General features: G+C 43.7%; 19 protein-coding genes. 13 read left to right on the top strand and 6 right to left on the bottom strand.

All coding sequences use genetic code 11. The annotated features are described in order from the left end of the window. The first annotated feature begins 178 nt into the window (after positions 1-178). The gene (locus tag ABWP14_RS06560) at positions 179-2,167 is read left to right on the top strand and encodes a DNA topoisomerase IV subunit B (RefSeq protein WP_353202165.1); all 1,989 of its coding nucleotides are present in this window, start codon (positions 179-181) and stop codon (positions 2,165-2,167) included. Next, positions 2,167-4,626 carry a DNA topoisomerase IV subunit A gene (parC, locus tag ABWP14_RS06555; protein ID WP_353202164.1) on the top strand — a complete coding sequence of 820 codons (2,460 nt, stop codon included), beginning with the start codon at positions 2,167-2,169 and terminating at the stop codon, positions 4,624-4,626. Before ABWP14_RS06560 ends, parC begins: the two co-directional genes overlap by 1 nt. Positions 4,627-4,650: 24 nt before the next feature. On the opposite strand, the gene ABWP14_RS06550 is transcribed toward parC, so the two are convergent. Next, the gene (locus ABWP14_RS06550) at positions 4,651-5,610 is read right to left on the bottom strand and encodes an XdhC family protein (protein ID WP_353202163.1); all 960 of its coding nucleotides are present in this window, start codon (positions 5,608-5,610) and stop codon (positions 4,651-4,653) included. Positions 5,611-5,629: 19 nt separating this feature from the next. Between ABWP14_RS06550 and ABWP14_RS06545 the strand changes: the two genes are divergently transcribed. Next, a complete protein-coding gene (locus ABWP14_RS06545; protein WP_353202162.1) occupies positions 5,630-6,307 on the top strand; it encodes a nucleotidyltransferase family protein in 678 nt (225 codons plus the stop codon). Positions 6,308-6,322: 15 nt separating this feature from the next. Here the strand turns inward: ABWP14_RS06545 and ABWP14_RS06540 are convergent, their stop codons facing one another. From ABWP14_RS06540 to ABWP14_RS06530, 3 genes are read right to left on the bottom strand one after another with little or no spacing between them, the layout of a single operon-like run. Further along, positions 6,323-6,775, bottom strand: coding sequence for a RidA family protein (locus tag ABWP14_RS06540; protein WP_353202161.1), 453 nt, complete (start codon positions 6,773-6,775; stop codon positions 6,323-6,325). Between the two features lie 51 nt (positions 6,776-6,826). Further along, positions 6,827-8,002, bottom strand: a complete 1,176-nt coding sequence (locus ABWP14_RS06535; protein ID WP_353202160.1) for a vWA domain-containing protein — start codon at positions 8,000-8,002, stop codon at positions 6,827-6,829. Positions 8,003-8,024: 22 nt separating this feature from the next. Then, positions 8,025-8,906, bottom strand: a complete 882-nt coding sequence (locus ABWP14_RS06530) for an AAA family ATPase (RefSeq protein ID WP_353202159.1) — start codon at positions 8,904-8,906, stop codon at positions 8,025-8,027. Between the two features lie 181 nt (positions 8,907-9,087). On the opposite strand from ABWP14_RS06530, the gene ABWP14_RS06525 reads away from it, so the two are divergent. Both ABWP14_RS06525 and ABWP14_RS06520 read left to right on the top strand, forming a co-directional pair. Beyond that, positions 9,088-9,450, top strand: coding sequence for a c-type cytochrome (locus ABWP14_RS06525; RefSeq protein ID WP_353202158.1), 363 nt, complete (start codon positions 9,088-9,090; stop codon positions 9,448-9,450). Between the two features lie 12 nt (positions 9,451-9,462). Next, complete coding sequence (locus tag ABWP14_RS06520) at positions 9,463-9,816, top strand: c-type cytochrome (RefSeq protein ID WP_353202157.1); 354 nt, start codon at positions 9,463-9,465, stop codon at positions 9,814-9,816. Positions 9,817-9,884: 68 nt separating this feature from the next. On the opposite strand, the gene ABWP14_RS06515 is transcribed toward ABWP14_RS06520, so the two are convergent. Further along, the gene (locus ABWP14_RS06515) at positions 9,885-10,523 is read right to left on the bottom strand and encodes a GntR family transcriptional regulator (RefSeq protein WP_353202156.1); all 639 of its coding nucleotides are present in this window, start codon (positions 10,521-10,523) and stop codon (positions 9,885-9,887) included. A 92-nt stretch (positions 10,524-10,615) separates the two neighbouring features. Here ABWP14_RS06515 and scpA point away from each other — a divergent pair, with 92 nt between their 5' ends. The 8 genes from scpA to ABWP14_RS06475 are packed head-to-tail and all read left to right on the top strand — an operon-like array spanning position 10,616 to position 19,758. Continuing rightward, positions 10,616-12,802, top strand: coding sequence for a methylmalonyl-CoA mutase (gene scpA / locus ABWP14_RS06510; RefSeq protein WP_353202155.1), 2,187 nt, complete (start codon positions 10,616-10,618; stop codon positions 12,800-12,802). Between the two features lie 14 nt (positions 12,803-12,816). Then, a complete protein-coding gene (gene meaB, locus ABWP14_RS06505; protein WP_353202154.1) occupies positions 12,817-13,842 on the top strand; it encodes a methylmalonyl Co-A mutase-associated GTPase MeaB in 1,026 nt (341 codons plus the stop codon). Positions 13,843-13,851: 9 nt separating this feature from the next. Beyond that, positions 13,852-15,384 (top strand): acyl-CoA carboxylase subunit beta, encoded by a 1,533-nt coding sequence (locus tag ABWP14_RS06500; protein WP_353202153.1) that lies wholly within the window; start codon positions 13,852-13,854, stop codon positions 15,382-15,384. A gap of 15 nt (positions 15,385-15,399) precedes the next feature. Next, positions 15,400-17,436: an acetyl-CoA carboxylase biotin carboxylase subunit gene (gene accC / locus ABWP14_RS06495; protein ID WP_353202152.1), complete on the top strand. Its 2,037-nt coding sequence runs from the start codon at positions 15,400-15,402 to the stop codon at positions 17,434-17,436. A gap of 11 nt (positions 17,437-17,447) precedes the next feature. Next, positions 17,448-17,948: a VOC family protein gene (locus ABWP14_RS06490; protein WP_353202151.1), complete on the top strand. Its 501-nt coding sequence runs from the start codon at positions 17,448-17,450 to the stop codon at positions 17,946-17,948. Positions 17,949-17,957: 9 nt separating this feature from the next. Continuing rightward, positions 17,958-18,695 (top strand): tRNA (adenosine(37)-N6)-threonylcarbamoyltransferase complex dimerization subunit type 1 TsaB, encoded by a 738-nt coding sequence (gene tsaB, locus ABWP14_RS06485; RefSeq protein ID WP_353202150.1) that lies wholly within the window; start codon positions 17,958-17,960, stop codon positions 18,693-18,695. Beyond that, positions 18,695-19,231: a GNAT family N-acetyltransferase gene (locus ABWP14_RS06480; protein WP_353202183.1), complete on the top strand. Its 537-nt coding sequence runs from the start codon at positions 18,695-18,697 to the stop codon at positions 19,229-19,231. The genes tsaB and ABWP14_RS06480 overlap by 1 nt, the downstream gene beginning before the upstream one ends. Then, on the top strand, positions 19,228-19,758 hold the full coding sequence (locus ABWP14_RS06475; RefSeq protein WP_353202149.1) for a uracil-DNA glycosylase family protein: 531 nt from the start codon (positions 19,228-19,230) through the stop codon (positions 19,756-19,758). Before ABWP14_RS06480 ends, ABWP14_RS06475 begins: the two co-directional genes overlap by 4 nt. Before the next feature lie 18 nt (positions 19,759-19,776). Here ABWP14_RS06475 and lplT read toward each other — a convergent pair whose 3' ends face one another. Then, positions 19,777-21,096, bottom strand: a complete 1,320-nt coding sequence (lplT, locus tag ABWP14_RS06470; RefSeq protein WP_353202148.1) for a lysophospholipid transporter LplT — start codon at positions 21,094-21,096, stop codon at positions 19,777-19,779. Positions 21,097-21,120 lie beyond the last annotated feature (24 nt).

Raw genomic sequence — 21,120 nt, 5'->3', positions numbered from 1 at the left:
AGCTCTTATGTAAGTATAAAGAGCTAAATATAGCTTTGAACCCTTACCCATCAAGGCATGGCAAAGATTTAAAACCCATTGTTGATAGAAAATTCCCATAGTCTAATTTTGGCATGGATGTTGGGGCAATTGAGGAAAAGTTCAGGTTAAGCTACAGACATGACTACAATTTGCGCGCATGGCTACCCGTAAAACTTCCGAATATAGCGAATCATCGATTCAAGTCCTTAAAGGTCTGGAACCAGTCCGTCAACGGCCTGGAATGTACACCCGCACTGATAACCCCCTGCATGTCATTCAAGAGGTGCTCGATAACGCCTCTGATGAGGCTCTAGGTGGATATGGCAAGCACATTAGCGTAACGATGCACACTGATGGCAGTGTCAGTGTCGAAGACGATGGTAGAGGTATTCCAGTTGGAATGCATCCCTCGGAGAAGTTACCCGTAGTGGAAATTGTATTTACTCAGCTACATGCGGGAGGTAAGTTTGAAAAAGGCAGTGGAGGCGCTTATGCTTTCTCTGGAGGTTTGCACGGTGTTGGCGTATCCGTAACCAATGCACTTTCCAAACGTTTAGAGGTCATTGTTTGGCGTGATGACCAAGTTTCAACTTTGACTTTTGCAGACGGTAAAGTCATCGAAAAGCTCAAAACGAAAGCCTCATTAAAGGGTGATAAATCTCACGGCACGAGTGTACGAGCCTGGCCAGATGGAAAGTATTTCGATAGTGCAACCATCCCAATGCCAGAGCTCATTCGATTGTTGCGTTCTAAGGCAGTGTTATTGCCAGGTGTCAAAGTCACTCTTATCCAAGAAAAATCGGGTGATACGCAAACATGGCAGTACGCACAAGGCTTGCGCGGATATTTAAATGAAGCGATAGCGCAAGCGGGGCATGGTCCTGAAGTGATCCCACCGTTCGAAGGTGAGCAATATGCCACTGGTGTGGGTGATGAAGATTCTTTTGCCGAGGGTGAGGGTGCTGCCTGGGTGATTTCATGGACGGAGGATGGCCCTCCAGTTCGAGAGAGCTATGTCAACCTGATACCGACTCCTGCAGGTGGCACTCATGAGAGTGGATTACGTGAAGGTTTGTTTAATGCTGTCAAAGGCTTTATTGAAATGCATGCCTTACAACCTAAGGGCGTTAAGTTAATGCCTGAAGATGTCTTTGCCCGCGCTTCATTTATTTTGTCTGCCAAAGTACTTGACCCACAGTTTCAAGGACAGATTAAGGAGCGTTTGAATTCTCGCGATGCGGTGCGTTTAGTTTCCGCTTACGTTAAATCTGCTTTAGAGCTCTGGCTCAATCAACACGTTGATTATGGTCGTAAGCTAGCCGATTTAGTGATTAAGCAAGCGCAGGCACGCACTCGTGCAGGACAAAAAGTTGAAAAGAAAAAGTCATCTGGTGTAGCTGTGCTGCCTGGCAAGTTAACTGATTGCGAAAGCCAAGACATCGCATTAAACGAGATCTTCTTAGTAGAGGGAGATTCTGCGGGCGGTTCTGCCAAGATGGGGCGTAATAAGGAATATCAGGCTATTTTGCCTTTGCGCGGCAAAGTATTAAATACTTGGGAAGCGGAGCGCGACCGTCTATTTGCGAATAATGAAGTACATGATATTGCTGTAGCAATTGGCGTTGATCCGCATGGTGCCAATGACAACCCCGATTTATCCAATTTACGTTATGGAAAAGTTTGCATTTTGTCGGATGCGGACGTTGATGGTTCACATATTCAAGTCTTACTACTAACTCTTTTTTATAAGCATTTTCCTAGGTTGATTGAATTAGGTCATATTCATATTTCTCGTCCGCCTCTCTTTAGGGTAGATGCACCCGCGCGTGGGAAAAAACCTGCCCAAAAGATCTATGCCCTAGATGCTAATGAGCTGCAAGCGATTGAAGATAAGTTGCGTAAAGATGGTGTTAAAGAATCAGGTTGGCAAATCTCACGCTTTAAGGGTTTAGGAGAAATGAGCGCCGAACAATTATGGGATACCACTCTTAATCCCGATACTCGTCGTCTACTGCCAGTGACTTTAGGTTCATGGACCGAAGATGAGACATTTAAGACAATTGATATGCTGATGGGTAAATCGGAATCTGGAGCGCGTCGCGATTGGCTTGAAGAGCGCGGTAACGAAGTAGAGGCAGATATTTAATGGCAACGAAAAAAACCCCTAAAAAAAGAATTGGCAATCCTCAAGCAGATTTGTTCTCTGATGCAGTGGACGTGGAGATTACTGTAGCGTCAAAAGATCAAGCGAAAAAAGTCGCTGCTAGTGGTGGATCTAATACTCCACGTGATCCACACGATCCCAACACCATTGAATTAAATGAAGATAGTAAAGATAGCCTGACATTAGCTGTCTATGCTGAGCGTGCTTATTTGGATTACGCCATTAGCGTCGTCAAGGGTCGCGCTTTGCCTGATGTTGCTGATGGTCAGAAGCCGGTGCAGCGTCGAATTTTATTCTCGATGAGTGAAATGGGTTTACGGGCGGAAGCCAAACCCGTTAAGAGCGCCCGAGTTGTTGGTGATGTACTTGGTAAGTTTCACCCACATGGAGACCAATCTGCCTATGATGCTTTAGTGCGACTGGCTCAGAGTTTTTCATTACGTTACCCCCTGATTGATGGTCAAGGTAACTTTGGTTCTCGAGATGGAGATGGTGCAGCTGCAATGCGCTACACCGAGGCACGTCTTACTAAGATTGCCAGCTTGCTAATGAATGAAATTGATCAAGGTACTGTCGATTTTGCGCCAAATTATGATGGATCATTTCAAGAGCCTAAGTTATTACCGGCGCGCCTACCTTTTGTTTTGCTCAATGGTGCATCTGGTATTGCGGTTGGTATGGCTACCGAGATACCTTCGCATAATCTGCGGGAGGTAGCGGCAGCCGCTATTGCCTTAATGAAGTCGCCCAAAATGACTGAGGCACAACTTTTAGAAATCATGCCAGGACCTGATTATCCAGGCGGTGCGCAAATTATTTCTTCTGTAGCTGAAATTGCGCAAATTTATGAAACGGGACGAGGCAGTGTCAAAGTTCGTGCTCGTTGGTCAGTGGAGGAGATGGCTCGTGGGCAATGGCAAATCGTAGTCAATGAATTACCGCCAGCAACTTCATCTCAACGGGTTTTACAAGAGATTGAAGAAATTACCAATCCCAAGGTGAAGGTTGGAAAGAAGACGCTGACACCCGACCAGAATAATCTTAAATCTACCATCTTGAATGTCCTAGATGGAGTGCGCGATGAATCTAGTAAGGGTGCTGCAGTGCGTTTGGTACTTGAACCCAAAAGTAAGAATATTGATGTTAATGAATTTGTGAACCTGCTGTTAGCCCACACCTCATTAGAGTGCAATGCACCAATGAATTTGGTCATGATTGGTAATGATGGGCGTCCCCGTCAAAAGAATCTCAAAGATATTCTTTCAGAATGGGTTGAATTTAGAGTTGGCACAGTAACGCGACGTACTCAATATCGCTTGGGTAAAGTAAAAGATCGGATGCATATTTTGGAGGGCCGCTTAACCGTCCTTCTCAATATTGATAAGGTGATTAAGATCATTCGTAATAGCGATGAGCCTAAAGCGGATCTGATGAAAGAATTTAAACTGACCGATCGTCAGGCTGAAGATATTTTAGATATTCGCTTACGGCAGTTAGCGCGTTTAGAAGGAATTAAGATTGAGCAAGAGCTCAAAGAACTGAAGTCTGAGCGTAATGATCTAGAAGGCTTATTGCAAAGCGATACGGTTTTACGTAAACGCATCATCAAAGAAATTGAAGCCGATATGAAGGATTTTGGTGATGATCGTCGCACCCTCATTCAGGAAGATAAGCGTGCAGTTGCTGAGACGAAAGTAATTGATGAGCCAGTAACGGTGATCGTTTCTCAAAAGGGCTGGGTTCGAGTTCGCCAAGGCCATGAGCATGATATGACTCAATTTAGCTTTAAAGCCGGTGATGCCCTCTACGCCACCTTTGAGGTTCGCACAGTAGATGTGATTCAAGGGTTTGGTAGTGATGGTCGCGTCTACACCGTAGCTGTAAGCGAATTACCCGGTGCACGCGGCGACGGTTCACCCTTAACCAGTTTCGTGAACTTAGCACCAGGATCGCAAATGGTTGCCTATTACGCAGGCCAGGCTGATGATCTTGTTCTCATTTCTACAAGAGCAGGCTATGGCTTCTTGGCTAATGTTGCTGATATGAGCACACGTAATAGGGCTGGTAAGTCTTTTATCAGCATTGATAGTAAATCTGAGGGAGATATTCCCTTAGGCGCCGCCAAAGTTCAAATTGGCATGAAGCAGGTTGCATGTTTGTCTGCAGCCTCTAAATTACTGGTATTCCCATTAAATGAGCTAAAGCGTTTGCCAACCGGAGGCAAAGGCGTGATCTTAATGGGTATAGATGATAAAGAGGCCTTGGCTTCTGCCATTGCAGTTGGCCCAGAGGGGGCAGCCTACTATGGAACTGGCCGAGGCGATAAGACTACTGAGCTTAATTTAGATGCAAAGACCTTGAAGTCATTTGCTGGTAATCGTGCGCGCAAGGGGCACTTTGTTGAACCCCGTTTAAAAGATGGCAAGCTTAAAGCAAACTAAGCGATTGAATGCTTGCTTTAAGCATTACTGTTTTTTTGGAATACTCACGTCGTATTTGAGGGCGATCACTTCGGCTAAAATAGAAACTGCAATTTCTGGTGGAGTGAGAGCGCCGATATAGATGCCAACCGGTCCATGTAGACGATTGATCTGATCTTGGCTTAAATCAAATTCTAGTAGTCGCTCTTTACGTTTTTGGGTGTTATTACGACTGCCTAAGGCACCGACGTAAAAGGCGGGTGACTTTAATGCTTCCATGAGAGCCATGTCATCTAACTTGGGGTCATGTGTCAGCGCAACTACCGCGGTATGGGCATCAACTCCAATCTCTAACAGAACATCATCTGGCATACCTGTAAAGAAGGTGATATCTGAACGATCTATTCCTTCTGCATATTCCTCACGAGGATCAATTACGATAACTTCAAAGTCAGAGGCGAGTGCAAAGTCGGCCGTATAAAGAGAAAGCTGCCCTGCACCGATGATGACCATTCGCCAACGAGGCCCATAGCTCGTCCGCATTTCTTGCTCGGTACAAGTAAATTCATCATGACGGGTTCCGGCAGTCAATGTCGACTTACCAGAACTTAGATCTACCGATCGCAATGTGATTAGATGTGCTGAGATCAACTCGAGCAATTTCTCTAAAATGGCTAGTTCAGGTTTTGGCTCTACTAGTAAGCGAAGAGTGCCCCCGCAAGGTAGGCCAAAACGCGCGGCTTCTTGTTGGCTTACACCATAGACCACTAGTTCCGGTGTATTTCTGGTCAAAATTTCAGTTTGGACACGGCGGATCAGGTCATCTTCGACGCAGCCCCCGGAGACAGAGCCTGCGACTTGTCCATCTTGCCTAACGGCAAGCCAAGAGCCAACAGGACGTGGAGCAGATCCCCAGGTTTGAACTACTGTGGCAATTGCCACATGATGACCTTCTTTAAGCCAACGAACGGCAGCTTTGAGAACGCTTAAATCAGTACTATTCATGCTTGCTAGGATCTTTGTGATGGAATCGAATTTCCTATTTATTATCTCTCTAATGACGACTATCGGTAAATCTACCAATAAGACCAAAACACAGCTGGCAATTTTATTGCTCGCTGCAGGTGAGGGGAGTCGCTTAGGGGGCTTTCCAAAGGCCTTATTAAAAAAAGATGGGCAAACATTGCTACATTCTTTTTGTTTATCAATGCAGGCACTTTCTCCCATTGAGATAGTGATCGTGACTGGTTTTCATGCTCAGGAGATTGATAGTGAGCTAGCATCAATAGATACAAGCCAATTGCCCGTAAGGATGATTCGCAATCCTCATCCTGAAGCTGGTCAAGCAGCTTCAGTTCGATATGGGCTTGAAGCCCTTAAATCAAATTACGATGCCCTTATCGTCGCCTTATGTGATCAACCTGATATAGGCGCTTTGGAAATCGAAGCATTGTTAGAGCTATTTACGCGTCGTGATACCCATCACGAAATCGTATTACCGATGGTCAATGGCCAACGAGGCAACCCAGTTGTGTTTTCAAGGAAGGTTATTGACTTCATCCTAGCAATACCAAAAATGGCGTGCCGACCTTATATGGATCAATACCCTGAACTAGTCTTGACCATGAATACTGACAAGCAAGCCTATATCTTGGATGCTGATACCGAATTAGACATCCAAGCTTTAGGACTCACTAAATAACTTTTTAAAATGGATTCAAATTTCTGCGATGAGCTCAATCTCAACGCAAGCACCTAAAGGTATTTGAGCAACACCAAAGGCACTGCGGGCATGTTTTCCAGCATCCCCAAAAATCTCGAGTAGCAATTCAGAACAGCCATTCATCACTAAATGTTGTTCTGTGTATTGTGCAGTTGAGTTCACTAGACCCATTACTTTGACAATGCGCTTGATTTTGTCCAATGAACCTAAGTGATCTTGTAATGTAGCGATCAGATCAATTGCAATAGCTCGAGCTGCTGCCTTCCCGGTATTCGTATCCATGTCCTGCCCGAGCTTTCCAACCCAAGGCTTACCATCTCGTTTGGCAATATGACCAGATAAAAAGACAGTATTGCCTGTAGTCACGGCCATCACATAGGCTGCTGCTGATCCAGGAGGAGGTAAATCAATACCTAAAGTTTTAATACGTTCGAGAATCTTGCTCATGCTGGCTTTCAAATAAAAGATTAAAAATGAACTGGGAGGCTTGTAATGATCTTACTTAGAAAGTTGCTTCATAGCACTTTCCAAACCATTTAAGGTGACTGGATACATACGATCTTTCATTAAATTTTTCACGATGTCGATCGATTGCCTATATTGCCACACAGATTCTGGCTCTGGATTTAACCAAGCAAAGTGAGGAAAATGGCCTAATAGCCGATTGATCCAAGCGGCGCCAGACTCCTTGTTATTAAACTCCACTGATCCGTTAGGGCTCAATATTTCATAGGGAGACATCGTGGCATCCCCCACAAAAATCAGCTTGTAGTCAGGACCGTATAGATTCATAATTTCTTGAGTTGGCGTCACCTGATCTCTACGACGTCGATTACTTTGCCATAAATTCTCGTATACGCAGTTGTGAAAGTAGTAGTGTTCTAAATGTTTAAATTCGGCTTTAGCTGCGGTAAACAGCTCTGCAATTCGTTGAATATGGTCGTCCATTGATCCGCCCACATCCATCAGCAATAGAACTTTGACTTGATTATGTCGCTCAGGGCGCATCTGAATGTCTAGCATTCCTGCATTTGCAGCAGTTGAATGGATGGTTTTATCTAAATCTAACTCTAAGTTTGAGCCTTCGCGAGCAAAGCGACGTAAGCGACGTAGAGCTACTTTGATATTGCGAGTGCCGATAGCTAGATTGCTGTCATAGTCTTTAAATTCCCTTGCTTCCCAAACCTTAATAGCGCTACGATTGCCGGCACTTTCACCTCCAATCCGAATGCCCTCTGGATGGTATCCGCTATGACCAAATGGAGATGAGCCACCAGCGCCAACCCATTTCTTGCCACCTCCGTGCCATTCCTTTTGCTCCTTCAGAAGTTCTTCTAGGCGTTTTTGAAGTGCTTCTGGACCGCCTAATTTTTGAAGCGCCTTCTTTTCTTCATCAGTCAGTATCCGCTGTAATTTTTTCTCTAGCCATTCCAAAGGTATCTCTGGTGAGAGTGCGATGATTTGTTCAACGCCCTGGAAGTAACTCCCAAAAACTTGATCGAAGCGATCAAAGTATTGCTCATCTTTCACCAAGGTCATGCGGGATAATTGATAAAACTCATCAATCGAAGGATGAATGACGGATGCTTTGAGAGCTTCTAATAATGTTAAAAATTCCCTTACTGAAACAGGAATCTTTGCTTCTTTCAAATGAAGAAAGAATTGAATCAGCATCGATTAAGGCTCTTTCAACAAATTAACGATGGTTACGATTCATCATGACTAAGCGTTCAAATAGCTGAATATCTTGCTCATTCTTGATTAAGGCGCCATGAAGGGGTGGCACAACTATTTTTTCATCATCGCTATAAAGGGCTTGCGGGGGGATATCCTCGGCAAGAAGAAGCTTTAACCAATCAATCAATTCCGAAGTAGAGGGTTTCTTTTTCAACCCTGGTAACGAGCGGATTTGGTAAAAAGCCTTTAAGGCTGCTTCGAGTAATTCTTGTTTGATATTGGGGTGATGAACATCAACAATGCTTTGCATTGTTTGAGCATCTGGAAAACTGATGTAATGGAAAAAACAGCGACGCAAAAAGGCATCTGGTAATTCCTTTTCATTATTGGACGTAATGATGACTAGTGGACGTTTTTTTGCCTTAATCAACTCTCTTGTTTCGTAGACATAAAATTCCATCCGGTCGATTTCGCGTAAAAGATCATTTGGAAACTCAATATCAGCTTTGTCAATTTCATCAATCAGTAATACGGTCTGTTCTTCTGCCTCAAACGCTTGCCACAAAATACCCTTCACAATGTAATTACGAATATCGTTTACTTTTTCATCGCCTAATTGTGAGTCGCGCAAGCGGCTTACGGCATCGTACTCATATAAACCTTGTTGGGCTTTGGTTGTCGATTTAATATGCCATTGCAATAAGGGCATCTTTAATGCACCAGCCACTTCTTCTGCAAGCATTGTCTTGCCTGTTCCTGGCTCACCCTTGATCAAAAGAGGCCGCCCAAGAGCAATGGCTGCATTGACAGCGAGCTTTAAATCATCAGTTGCTACATAGCTTTGGCTGCCATCAAAACGGTTTTGAGCTTGATGGGGATTTTGAGTATTGGTTTGATTCATAGGGCAGTCAATAAGTCCTTGTTTAAGCACTTAAGTATAGGTAAAGCCTAGAATATTTGGATATTTTTACCAAATTTTTACTTATTTTGGAAATGACCAATTGGCAAAAAGCTTAGGCTGGCTGCTGTCCGCTATAATATTTTCAAATTGATTAAAATCAAACCTATCAATAATAATTTCCATGAAAAAACTCCCCATTCTTCCTTTTTTGCTTCTTAGTGCTGGCATGGCTTTAGCTGGGTTGGCTCAGGCTGATGAGGTCAAAGGTAATGCTGCTGCTGCCAATGCCAAAGTGTGGCTTTGTGTTGGCTGCCATTCCATTCCTGATTATCGTGCTGACTATCCCTTGGTCTATAAAGTGCCCATGTTGGGTGGCCAGAGTGCTGCCTACATCGCTAGTTCATTAGCCGCCTATAAGAAAGGCGAGAGAAAGCATCCAACAATGCGAGCTATTGCTGGCAGTCTTTCTGAGCAGGATATGGCTAATCTTGGTGAATACTATGCTGCGCAAACTGCTAGCTCACCTATCAATAAATTGAAGTAATAGAGGTATGTTATGAAATTTGTACTAGTTAGCACAGTAATAATGGCTAGTTTCGGGTTATTGAATCCTGCTTATGCAGGCAATATTGATAAAGGCCGGGTGATTGTAGAGAAGGCTAATTGCGCTGCATGTCATGGCGCTGGCTTAAATGCACCGATTCTGCCTGCTTATCCTAAGCTTGCAGGCCAATACGTTGATTATTTGTATTACTCCCTAAAGGCATACAAGGTAGGCAATAGTAATGCCCAGTATGGTCGTAATAACGCAGTAATGGGCTCTCAAGTTCAGGCGTATACGGATGCAGATTTACAAGATATCTCAGCGTATATTGCATCCTTGCCAGGGAACTTTGTGATTAAAAAGTAAATCTTATTTATTTAAGACAATAGCTTAGACTAATTCTTCAAGCTATTGTTTTTTATGAGATTTCTTATTTAACGTACAGCCTCAAGCCCATTTGCAAGATGCTTTTGCATAGCACTTTCAGCAGCCGCTTCATCACGCTTTAGAAGAGCTCTTAATATTTCTCGATGCTCAAGCAGAGAATTCTGGAGTCTTCCTGTACTCGTCAGAGAGTCGCGGCGATGAAGTTTTAGCACCTTCCTGAGGTCTCCTACGACACCACTCATCCAGCGATTTCCGGCAATTTCTTGTATTAATTCATGAAATTTCACGTTAATTTCAAAGAATTGCTCAATATCACGATCTGCTGCAGCTGTTTCTAGTCTGTGATGAAGGTGATCAAGTAGGTTTAATTGCGCTTCAGTTGCCTTGGTAGCAGCTTCCTTAGCTGCTTGACCTTCAAGAAGAGACAGAATTGTGAAAATTTGCTCTAAATCACTTCTAAACACCTCGGTTACATAGGCGCCACGTCTCATTTTAATAGTTACAAGCCCTTCAGAGGCCAAAACTTTAATAGCTTCACGCATAGGAGTGCGACTAATTCCAAACTGATCTGCAAGACTTTGTTCGTCCAACCAGCTACCAGGATGCAATTTTTTGCTAAAAATCTGCTCACGCAACTTATCCGCTACGTCTTCATATAGGGGCCTGTTATTCAATTTTGTATCCATAATTATGAATACATTATGTAGACAAATCAGATAATGTCAAGCAAAATAGAAAAAATTAGATGCAATGCAACAAAACCTAATGGGAGTGGTTTGTGACTACAGATCCAAGAAATACTACAAATAGTGAATGGCCATCCGTTCCAGAAAGTAATTTAGAAAGCTGGAAAGAATCTGCCGAGAAATCAGCGCCCAATGGAAATGTCGATCAATTGGGTTGGAACACCCCCGATGGAATTCTCCTAAAAGCACTGTATACCGCTGCCGACACTGAGGACTTGAAATATAAAAATTCACTTCCAGGTTTTGAACCCTTTATTCGCGGTCCCCAGGCGACGATGTATTCGGTTCGCCCATGGACAATTCGCCAATATGCAGGATTTTCTACTGCTGAAGAATCCAATGCGTTTTATCGCAAAGCATTAGATGCAGGTGGGCAAGGTGTCTCTGTTGCTTTTGATTTAGCAACCCATCGTGGCTACGATTCCGATCATCCGCGCGTAACGGGTGATGTTGGTAAGGCTGGTGTAGCAATAGATTCCATTGAAGACATGAAGATTCTGTTTGATGGTATTCCGCTAGATAAAGTTTCAGTATCGATGACGATGAATGGCGCAGTCTTACCGGTATTAGCGGGGTACATTGTAGCCGGTGAGGAACAGGGGGTTAAGCAGGAGTTGCTCTCAGGAACTATTCAGAACGATATTCTGAAAGAGTTCATGGTCAGAAATACTTATATCTATCCGCCTGAGCCTTCGATGCGCATCATCGGTGACATCATTGAGTACACCGCCAAATACATGCCTAAATTTAATTCGATTTCAATATCGGGTTATCACATGCAAGAGGCGGGCGCGAATCAAGTATTAGAACTTGCCTTTACTTTGGCTGATGGCAAAGAGTATGTCAAAACAGCATTAGCAAAGGGTCTTGACATAGACGGTTTTGCTGGAAGACTTTCATTCTTCTTTGCGATTGGTATGAACTTTTACTTGGAAGTAGCCAAGCTACGTGCCGCACGACTCTTGTGGTGGCGCATTATGAAGTCATTTGAGCCGAAAAATTCTAAGTCTTTGATGTTGCGTACACATTGCCAAACCTCAGGTTGGTCGCTCACTGAACAAGACCCCTATAACAACGTAGTGAGAACCACAGTTGAGGCGATGGCAGCAGTATTTGGCGGAACCCAATCCTTACATACCAATTCTTTTGATGAAGCAATTGCTTTGCCTTCTGAGATATCCAGTCGCATTGCACGTAACACCCAACTCATTTTGCAAGAAGAGACTCACATCACTAGCGTAATTGACCCATGGGCTGGCTCTTATATGATGGAAAATCTGACTCAAGAGATGGCTGATAAAGCTTGGGAAATCATTCAAGAAGTCGATGTAATGGGCGGCATGACAAAGGCTGTAGAAAGTGGTTGGGCAAAGTTAAAGATTGAAGCTGCAGCCGCTGAAAAGCAGGCAAAGATTGATTCTGGTTCAGATGTCATTGTGGGCGTTAATAAATACAAGCTCGCAAAAGAAGATCTGCTTGACGTATTAATGATTGATAACGACAAAGTCCGTGAAAATCAGGTCGCACGCCTTAGAGAAATTAGAGCAAAACGTGACTCGAAGAAGGTTCAAGCGGCTTTAGAGGCCTTAACAAAAGCGGCAGAAGAGGACACTGGAAATCTCTTGGAATTGGCGGTTAATGCAATTCGTTTAAGGGCTACAGTTGGTGAAGTCTCTGATGCTTTGGAAAAAGTTTACGGGCGCCATCGCGCTGATACTCAAAAGGTGACCGGTGTGTATGCAGCCGCTTATGATTCAGCTGAAGGCTGGGAAAAGTTGAAAGTTGAAATCGCTGATTTTGCCAAAGACTTTGGTCGTCGGCCGCGAGTGATGATTGCTAAATTGGGTCAAGATGGTCATGATCGCGGGGCAAAAGTAGTAGCTACTGCATTTGCTGACTTAGGCTTTGACGTTGATATCGGGCCTTTATTTCAGACTCCTGAAGAGTGCGCTCGTCAAGCCATTGAAAATGACGTACATGCTTTAGGTATTTCTACTTTAGCGGCAGGTCATAAGACATTAGTTCCCGCCATTATTGCTGAACTCAAAAAACAAGGTTCTGACGACATTATTGTGTTTGTTGGCGGCGTTATTCCCCGACAAGATTATGACTTTCTATATGAGGCAGGAGTAAAAGGGATTTATGGTCCTGGGACCCCAATTCCTGCTTCGGCAAAAGATGTACTTGAGCTAATTCGTAAATCTGCTAAGCCTCAATAAGGCATCTAAAGACCATGCTAAATGCGGCTGATCAAGCCCTGATTCATGACTTAGTAGGTGTACCTTCGCTATCACAGCGACGGGCTCTTGCTAAGATCATCACCTTACTCGAGTCCACACGCTTAGATCACCGTAAGCGTGCAGATGAAGTGCTCAATGCGTTGCTCCCTAAAACAGGTAAATCTTTTCGTATTGGGATTTCAGGTGTGCCGGGTGTGGGTAAGTCCACCCTGATTGAAACACTAGGTCTCTATTTGATAGATAAAGGCCATCGAGTCGCAGTATTGGCGATTGATCCTACATCTAGCCTATCAGGTGGATCTATTTTGGGCGATAAGACTCGCATGGAGCGTTTATCTGTCCTAGAGAACGCTTTTATTCGTCCTAGCCCATCATCACTCACTCTGGGCGGCGTTGCTGAAAAAACTCGCGAAGCGATGTTAGTTGCTGAAGCAGCAGGATTTGATGTTGTCATTGTAGAAACCGTTGGGGTCGGTCAAAGTGAAATTGCCGTTTCAGGTATGACCGATATGTTTGTATTGCTCCAACTTCCAAATGCGGGCGATGATTTACAGGCAATTAAAAAAGGTGTAATGGAAATTGCCGATTTGATTGTTATCAATAAAGTTGATCTTGATCCCAATGCCGCCATGAGAGCCCAGGCATTTATCACTAGTTCTCTTCGCTTGCTAGGTTTTCAGGGCAATCCTGATCATGCATCACACGATCAAGAGTTTTGGCATCCTACCGTGATGACAATGAGCGCACTCGAAGGTAAAGGCGTTCCAGAGTTGTGGGAAAAGATTTTGCATTTTCAACATTTGCAAAAAACAAATGGCAAATTTGATGTGCGTCGTCAACAGCAAGCTGGTGCCTGGATGTGGGATCGCATTGAGGCGGGCCTAAAAAACGCATTTCGAAACAATGTGGCGGTGCAAGAGTTACTACCTACTTTAACCGCTCAAGTCAATCAGGGAAGAATGACAGCGTCTGTAGCAGCAAGAAGGCTCTTGGAATCCATGGGCCATGAATTTTTCTAAGGAATCAATATGAAGGAAATCATTCAACAGCTAGAGGCCAAGCGTGAGCTTGCTCGTCTAGGTGGTGGTCAAAAAAGAATCCAGTCACAACACGCTAAGGGTAAATTAACCGCCCGTGAACGAATTGAGCTTCTGTTAGATGCCGGTACTTTTGAAGAATGGGATATGTTCGTAGAGCATCGTTGCCATGATTTCGGCATGGGTGAGCAAACTGTTCCAGGCGATGGTGTTGTTACTGGTTATGGCATGATTAATGGCCGCTTGGTATTTGTATTCTCACAAGACTTTACAGTCCTGGGAGGCTCTTTGTCTGAAGCTCATGCAGAAAAGATCTGCAAGATCATGGATCAGGCCCTAAAAGTAGGCGCGCCAGTGATTGGATTAAATGATTCTGGTGGTGCACGCATTCAAGAGGGTGTTGCATCTCTCGGTGGGTATGCCGAAATTTTCCAGCGCAACGTTACTGCCTCTGGCGTTATTCCGCAGATATCTTTAATTATGGGCCCATGTGCTGGTGGTGCAGTGTATTCACCTGCATTGACAGACTTTATCTTTATGGTGAAAGACAGTTCCTATATGTTTGTTACAGGCCCTGAAGTGGTCAAGACGGTAACCCACGAAGATGTCTCTGCAGAAGAGCTGGGTGGGGCAGTTACCCACTCCACGATATCCGGAGTCTGTGATCAGGCATTTGATAATGACGTCGATGCCATCATGATGCTGCGTCGCTTTTTTAACTATTTGCCACTCTCAAACCGTGAAAAGCCACCATTAATTAAAGGTGCAAACCGTACCGAGGAGCCTGATTTTTCCTTAGATACATTGGTGCCTTCCAATCCAAATCAGCCTTACGATATGAAGGAGTTGATTACAAAAATTGTGGATGATGGCGAATTTTTCGAGCTACAGCCCGATTACGCTAAAAATATTGTGATTGGTTTTGCTCGTATGGAAGGTCGTTCAATAGGCGTCGTTGCTAATCAACCGCTGGTACTAGCAGGCTGCTTAGACATTAAAGCATCCATCAAAGCAGCACGCTTCGTTCGTTTTTGTGATGCTTTTAATATTCCTGTGGTGACCTTGGTAGATGTGCCTGGATTTATGCCAGGTACCGCCCAAGAATACGGTGGGATCATTAAACATGGTGCCAAATTACTCTATGCGTATGCTGATTGCACTGTGCCTAAGGTCACATTGATTACTCGAAAAGCCTACGGTGGTGCCTATGATGTGATGGCTTCTAAACATTTACGTGGTGATGTGAACTTTGCTTGGCCATCTGCTGAGATTGCAGTAATGGGACCTAAAGGCGCTGTAGAAATCATCTTCAGAGAAGAAAAATCGAATCCAGAAAAGATTGCAGCACGTGAGCAGGAATATAAAACTAAATTTGCTAATCCTTTTGTTGCTGGTCGAAGAGGCTATATCGATGACGTCATCCTGCCGCATGAGACTCGCAAGCGCATTGCACGCTCTTTAGCAATGCTTAAAGATAAGGATTTAAAAAATCCAGCGCGTAAACACGGCAATATCCCTCTGTAAAGGCGCCAAAATATTATGGCCACGAAAATGTTTAAGAAAATATTGATTGCTAACCGCGGCGAAATTGCATGCCGCGTAATGAAAACAGCCAAAAAGATGGGAATTAAAACGGTTGCGATTTACTCAGAGGCTGATAAAGAAGCACGCCATGTGCAGCTTGCAGATGAAGCTGTTTTCATTGGACCAGCGCCTTCTCGTGAATCCTACTTAGTGATGGATCGTATTATTCAAGCCTGTAAAGATACAGGTTCTGAAGCAGTCCATCCAGGTTACGGTTTCTTATCTGAAAATGAACAGTTTGCTAAACGCTGCGAAGATGAGGGCATCGTCTTTATTGGGCCTAAATATCAATCTATTGCAGCAATGGGCGACAAGATCGCCTCTAAAAAGCTTGCTTTAAAGGTTAAGGTAAACACGATTCCTGGTCATAATGAAGCTATTGCTACTACCGAAGAAGCTGTCAAGATTGCCCAAGGCATTGGTTACCCCGTCATGATCAAGGCTTCAGCTGGAGGGGGTGGTAAAGGACTGCGTGTAGCCTCTAACGATCAAGAGACCGCAGAAGGTTTTGCTGCTTGCAAGACAGAGGCGATGAATAGTTTTGGTGATGATCGTATTTTCATTGAGAAGTTTGTTGAAGGTCCGCGCCACATTGAAATTCAGGTATTGGGTGATTCATATGGCAATGTGGTTTATTTGAATGAGCGCGATTGCTCTTTACAGCGCCGTCACCAAAAGGTCATCGAAGAAGCCCCTTCACCTTTTATCGATCCTGCTACTCGCAAAGCCATGGGTGAACAAGCTGTAGCCTTGGCAAAGGCGGTGAACTATCAGTCAGCGGGCACTGTTGAATTTGTTGTGGGCAAAGATAAGTCTTTTTATTTTCTTGAAATGAATACGCGCTTGCAGGTAGAGCATCCAGTGACTGAGAGCATCACTGGCCTTGATTTAGTAGAGCAAATGTTTCGGGTCGCTGCAGGTGAGAAGCTGGAATTTAAACAGGAAGACATTAAGCTCGATGGCTGGTCTATGGAGTGTCGTATTAATGCAGATGATCCATTTCGTAATTTCTTGCCATCAACCGGACGCCTAGTCAAATACCGCCCTCCAGAATCGATCAATGGAGTACGCGTAGATACCGGCGTTTATGAGGGTGGTGAAATCCCAATGTATTACGACTCGATGATTGCTAAATTGATTGTGCATGGCAAGGATCGTAATGAAGCAATTGATAAAATGCGTGCAGCATTGAACGATTTTGTGATTCGTGGAATTCACTCCAATATCCCATTTCAGGCCGCTTTATTGCAGCATCCTCGGTTTGTTTCTGGTGACTTTACAACGGGCTTTATTGCAGAGGAATATCCCGAGGGCTTTAAGAAGGACTCGGTACAACCTGCAGATCCAAAGCGGATGGCTGCCTTGGCTGCTTTTATGCGCTATCGCTATCTTGAGCATATCAAGATGATCGATGGGCAGTTAGCAGGCCATGAAATGGTGATTGCCAAGAAATTTGTAGTAGTTACTGGTGCTCAAGTTGGATCCATGAAAGATCCGTACGAAGTTCCTATTCGGGTAGAGCTCAAAGACAGTATCTACTCAATCTATATTGAAGAGCCTGATGGTATTAGCCGTTATGACATCATCAGCGATTGGCGACCAGGACAAATTTGTTTGTACGCAACGATTAATGGCACTCAAAAAGTAACTGCCCAAGTTGAGCGTCGTGGGGTTAAATTTTTACTAGTTTTAGATGGTGCACATTATGAATGCATGGTTTTAAGCCCATTAGGTGCTGAGCTGCAACGTCGAATGCCAGTAAAATTACCGCCTGATACATCTAAATTAGTGGTTTCTCCTATGCCAGGACTTCTCACTAAGATGGCTGTCAAGGTTGGCGATATTGTTACTGGTGGTCAGAAATTAGCCTCAATTGAAGCCATGAAAATGGAGAATACAATTTCTGCCAGTCAGGGTGGAGTGGTCGCTGAAGTTTGTGCCAACGAGGGCGACAGCTTGGCGGTCGATCAGTTAATCCTTCGCTTCAAATAACAGGGAATAGTATGTCAGATATAAACCTTAAACCCTTCAATATTTTGGGAATTCAGCAAATTGCTATTGGTGGCGAGGATAAAGAACGACTCAAAAAATTATGGATTGATCTTTTGGGCTTCCAATTTAAAGGTACTTTTATCTCTGAGCGCGAAAATGTTGATGAAGATATTTGCTCTATTGGAACAGGCGTTAATGAAATTGAAGTGGATTTAATGCAACCGCTTGATATTGAGAAAAAGCCTGCAGTTCATCAGACCCCTCTAAATCATATTGGTTTATGGGTTGATGATTTGCCAAAGGCAGTTGAATGGCTGACTGCTAAGGGTTTACGTTTTGCTCCAGGCGGTATTCGTAGAGGAGCCGGTGGTTTTGATATCACTTTCGTACACCCCAAAGCTAACGATGAATTTCCTTTTAGTGGTGAGGGTGTATTAATTGAGTTAGTGCAAGCACCCCCAGAAGTGATTGCGGGATTAAGTTCATCATCCTCACTTGCTTCTAAAATATAAGAGCTTGAATTGACACGTATATTAGCTATCGATACTTCATCTGCTTGGTGTTCGGTGGCTTTGAGTTTGGATGACAATGAACCGCTATTTCGGCATGAGCCAGTTTCTGCTGGAGCTAGCCAATTATTGCTGCCATGGATTGAAGAGATACTTATTGATGCAGATATATCTTTACATGATTTAGATGCCATCGCCATTGGCGTTGGTCCCGGAGCATTTACGGGCATCCGTTTAGGCCTTGCCGTAACTCAAGGGCTGGCAATCAGCGCACAATTACCAGTGCTACCGATAGCTAGCTTAGACGCGATTGCTTCACAACTTGTTCTATCCCCTCAATTTAAATCAAGCCATGCCAGTATTTTTTCTGTTGCAGTAGATGCTCGTATGGATGAGATTTACTGGGTCAAATACCAAACGACCGCTCTAGGATTACCTTCCAGGCTTGGTAATATTCAATTAACAAAGCCTGAAAAATTAGATTTAAGCGGTGTTCAATTTCTTGCTGGTAGTGCTATTAATGAATATGGTGAGCGGCTTTTTACATCAAATTCATTAAAGCTATCTGCACCATTTCTTGATAAAAAGATTGGTATATCTGCTCTTGGAGTATTAGATTGTGGAAAAAAAGACTTGTTGGATGGCAAACAAATTGTGATCTCTGATCTAGAGCCACTATATATACGAAATAAGGTAGCTCTCACTACTGAGGAGCGCTCAATACTTTATAAAGCCGAGATAACACGGTGATGTCAAGCCAAGACCACTCTATAGTCGATGGCGTTGCTGAGCTCTCATTCATGCCAATGCAGATAGCGGATTTAGATGCTGTTTTAAAAATTGAATTGGTTTCACATTTACATCCATGGACCAGTGGAAATTTTCGTGATTCACTCAAAGTTGGGCATTGGGCTTATTGCATTCGTCCTCAAGTAGATCAAGCGATTAAGGGTAGTTTTTTAGATACCAATGTACTTTGGGCATATTGCATCTTATATCCTGCAGTTGATGAGTTGCATTTGTTAAATATTACCGTATCACCAAATCTGCGTAAGCTAGGATTAGGTAGCAGAATGATGGCCGCCATTGAGGGTATAGCTGCAGTACAAAATATCCCCAGAATCATTCTGGAGGTAAGGCCTTCAAATCTTGCTGCCGTCAATCTTTATCAAAAATTAGCTTACGAGCAAATTGGTCTTCGCAAAGCTTACTATCCAGCTGATGCCATTACAGGATCTCGCGAAGATGCTCTGGTTTTAGCAAAATCGATTAAGCTTGATATATGAGCAATACAAACGCTAGCTTTCTGAAAGAAATGGGAATCACTGCATGGCATAGCCGTGATTCATCTAGTCATCTAGAGATCTCTGAAACGCCTGTTGAGCAGATATCAAAACCAATTGACTTACCTGCAGTAGATATTCCCGCTCGTTACCAATGGTGCTTCTTTGGTGATCAAGTTCAAGGTGATGCGCAATTACTTTTTCAGAATATTACGCGCCTCTTGGAATTAGCCCCTCATGAATGGCTATGGGTAAATCCATCAGACAAGTCGGACCTTTTGAGTAAGATTAACCCCAATTTGCCGACCGTTGCGATTGCTTTTGGGGGACCAGCAGCTCAGAAGATTACCGGAGAGCGTGATTCATTACCTCAATTACGCGAGACTGTATTGTCTTTAAATGGCGAGGGCCTTGAAGACATTCCGGTACTAGCCACTTTCGATTTGCCACATCTGTTGAGTAGACCAAAAGATAAGGCCTTGCTTTGGCAAGATCTACTATTAGCTAAATCAGTGCTCTTGAATCTTTAAAAGAGAGACTGCAGTCTTTCAGTGCTTATGCTCACCGATGAGATGCATTGAATCATATTCCGCCTGATTTCTAGCATGGCGTTTAATGACTAGCCACATAATGGTACTGACTGTTATTCCAAAACCAATGATGACATATTGGATCGGTGCATCAAGCCAAATCAGTATGGAATAGACGAGCAGCATGGAGAGAACAGAAATATTTTCATTAAAGTTCTGAACGGCGATCGAGTGCCCAGCCGACATCAGAACATGGCCTCGATGTTGCAATAGAGCATTCATCGGTACCACAAAGTAACCAGCTAACCAGCCGACTAAAATCAGAAGAAAATAGGCAGGCAATAAATTGAGTGGGATTTCAAATTTGCCTACCATCATGATGGTGGTATTTGGCAACATGTCGCTGTTGTATATGGCCAAAATACAAACAATCAATCCCATCATCACACCACATGGCAGGACATTTAATGAATTACGTAAAGGAATGCGCGAGGCCGCCCAAACTGCACCACCTGCTACGCCAACCGCCGAAATAGCTTGCAAGATCGCACCTTGAGAGAGATTCATATTCAAAGCGACTTGAGCCCATTTAATCACGATGAACTGTAAGGTAGCGCCGGCACCCCAAAACAATGTGGTAACAGCTAAGGAGATTTGACCTAAGCGATCATTCCAAAGAGTCTTAAAGCAGATTGAGAAATCCTTGATCAACTCTATGGGATTCGTTTTCTGAGATACATAGCGCGCGCCAGTATCAGGGATTTTAAGATTAATCAGTGCTGCAATGACATAAATCATCATGATGATCATGACGGCAGATTCAGCAGGGGTATCAACGCCTGTTTCTAAAATAGGAATATCCAAAGACAAAAGACTTTGAGAAACGCTGCTACTAATGAGGACTCCCCCTAATACAGTACCTAAAATAATGGAACCCACTGTTAATCCTTCGATCCAACCATTGGCAGCAACTAATTTTTCAGGGGGAAGCAATTCTGTCAAAATTCCATACTTAGCAGGAGAGTAGGCAGCTGCACCAAGTCCAACAATGGCATAAGACAGTAAAGGGTGACTACCAAATAACATGGCGATGCAACCAACAAACTTGATAGTGTTTGTGATGAACATCACATTGCCTTTGGGACGGGAATCCGCAAAGGCACCAACAAACGCAGCTAGTAATACATAAGACAATACAAAGAACAATTTGAGCAATGGCGTCATCCAGGCCGGAGCGTTCAGCTGGACCAAGAGGGCAATAGCCGCTATTAGAAGAGCATTATCAGCAAGCGACGAAAAAAATTGCGCCGCCATAATGGTGTAAAAACTGCGGTTCATTCGTACAATCTAGTCATTAAAGTA

The sequence above is a fragment of the Polynucleobacter sp. genome (assembly GCF_040400325.1).
Taxonomy (GTDB): Bacteria; Pseudomonadota; Gammaproteobacteria; order Burkholderiales; family Burkholderiaceae; genus Polynucleobacter.
The sequence above is the reverse complement of the archived record's forward strand: the minus strand, read 5'-3'. Positions and strand labels throughout refer to the sequence as shown.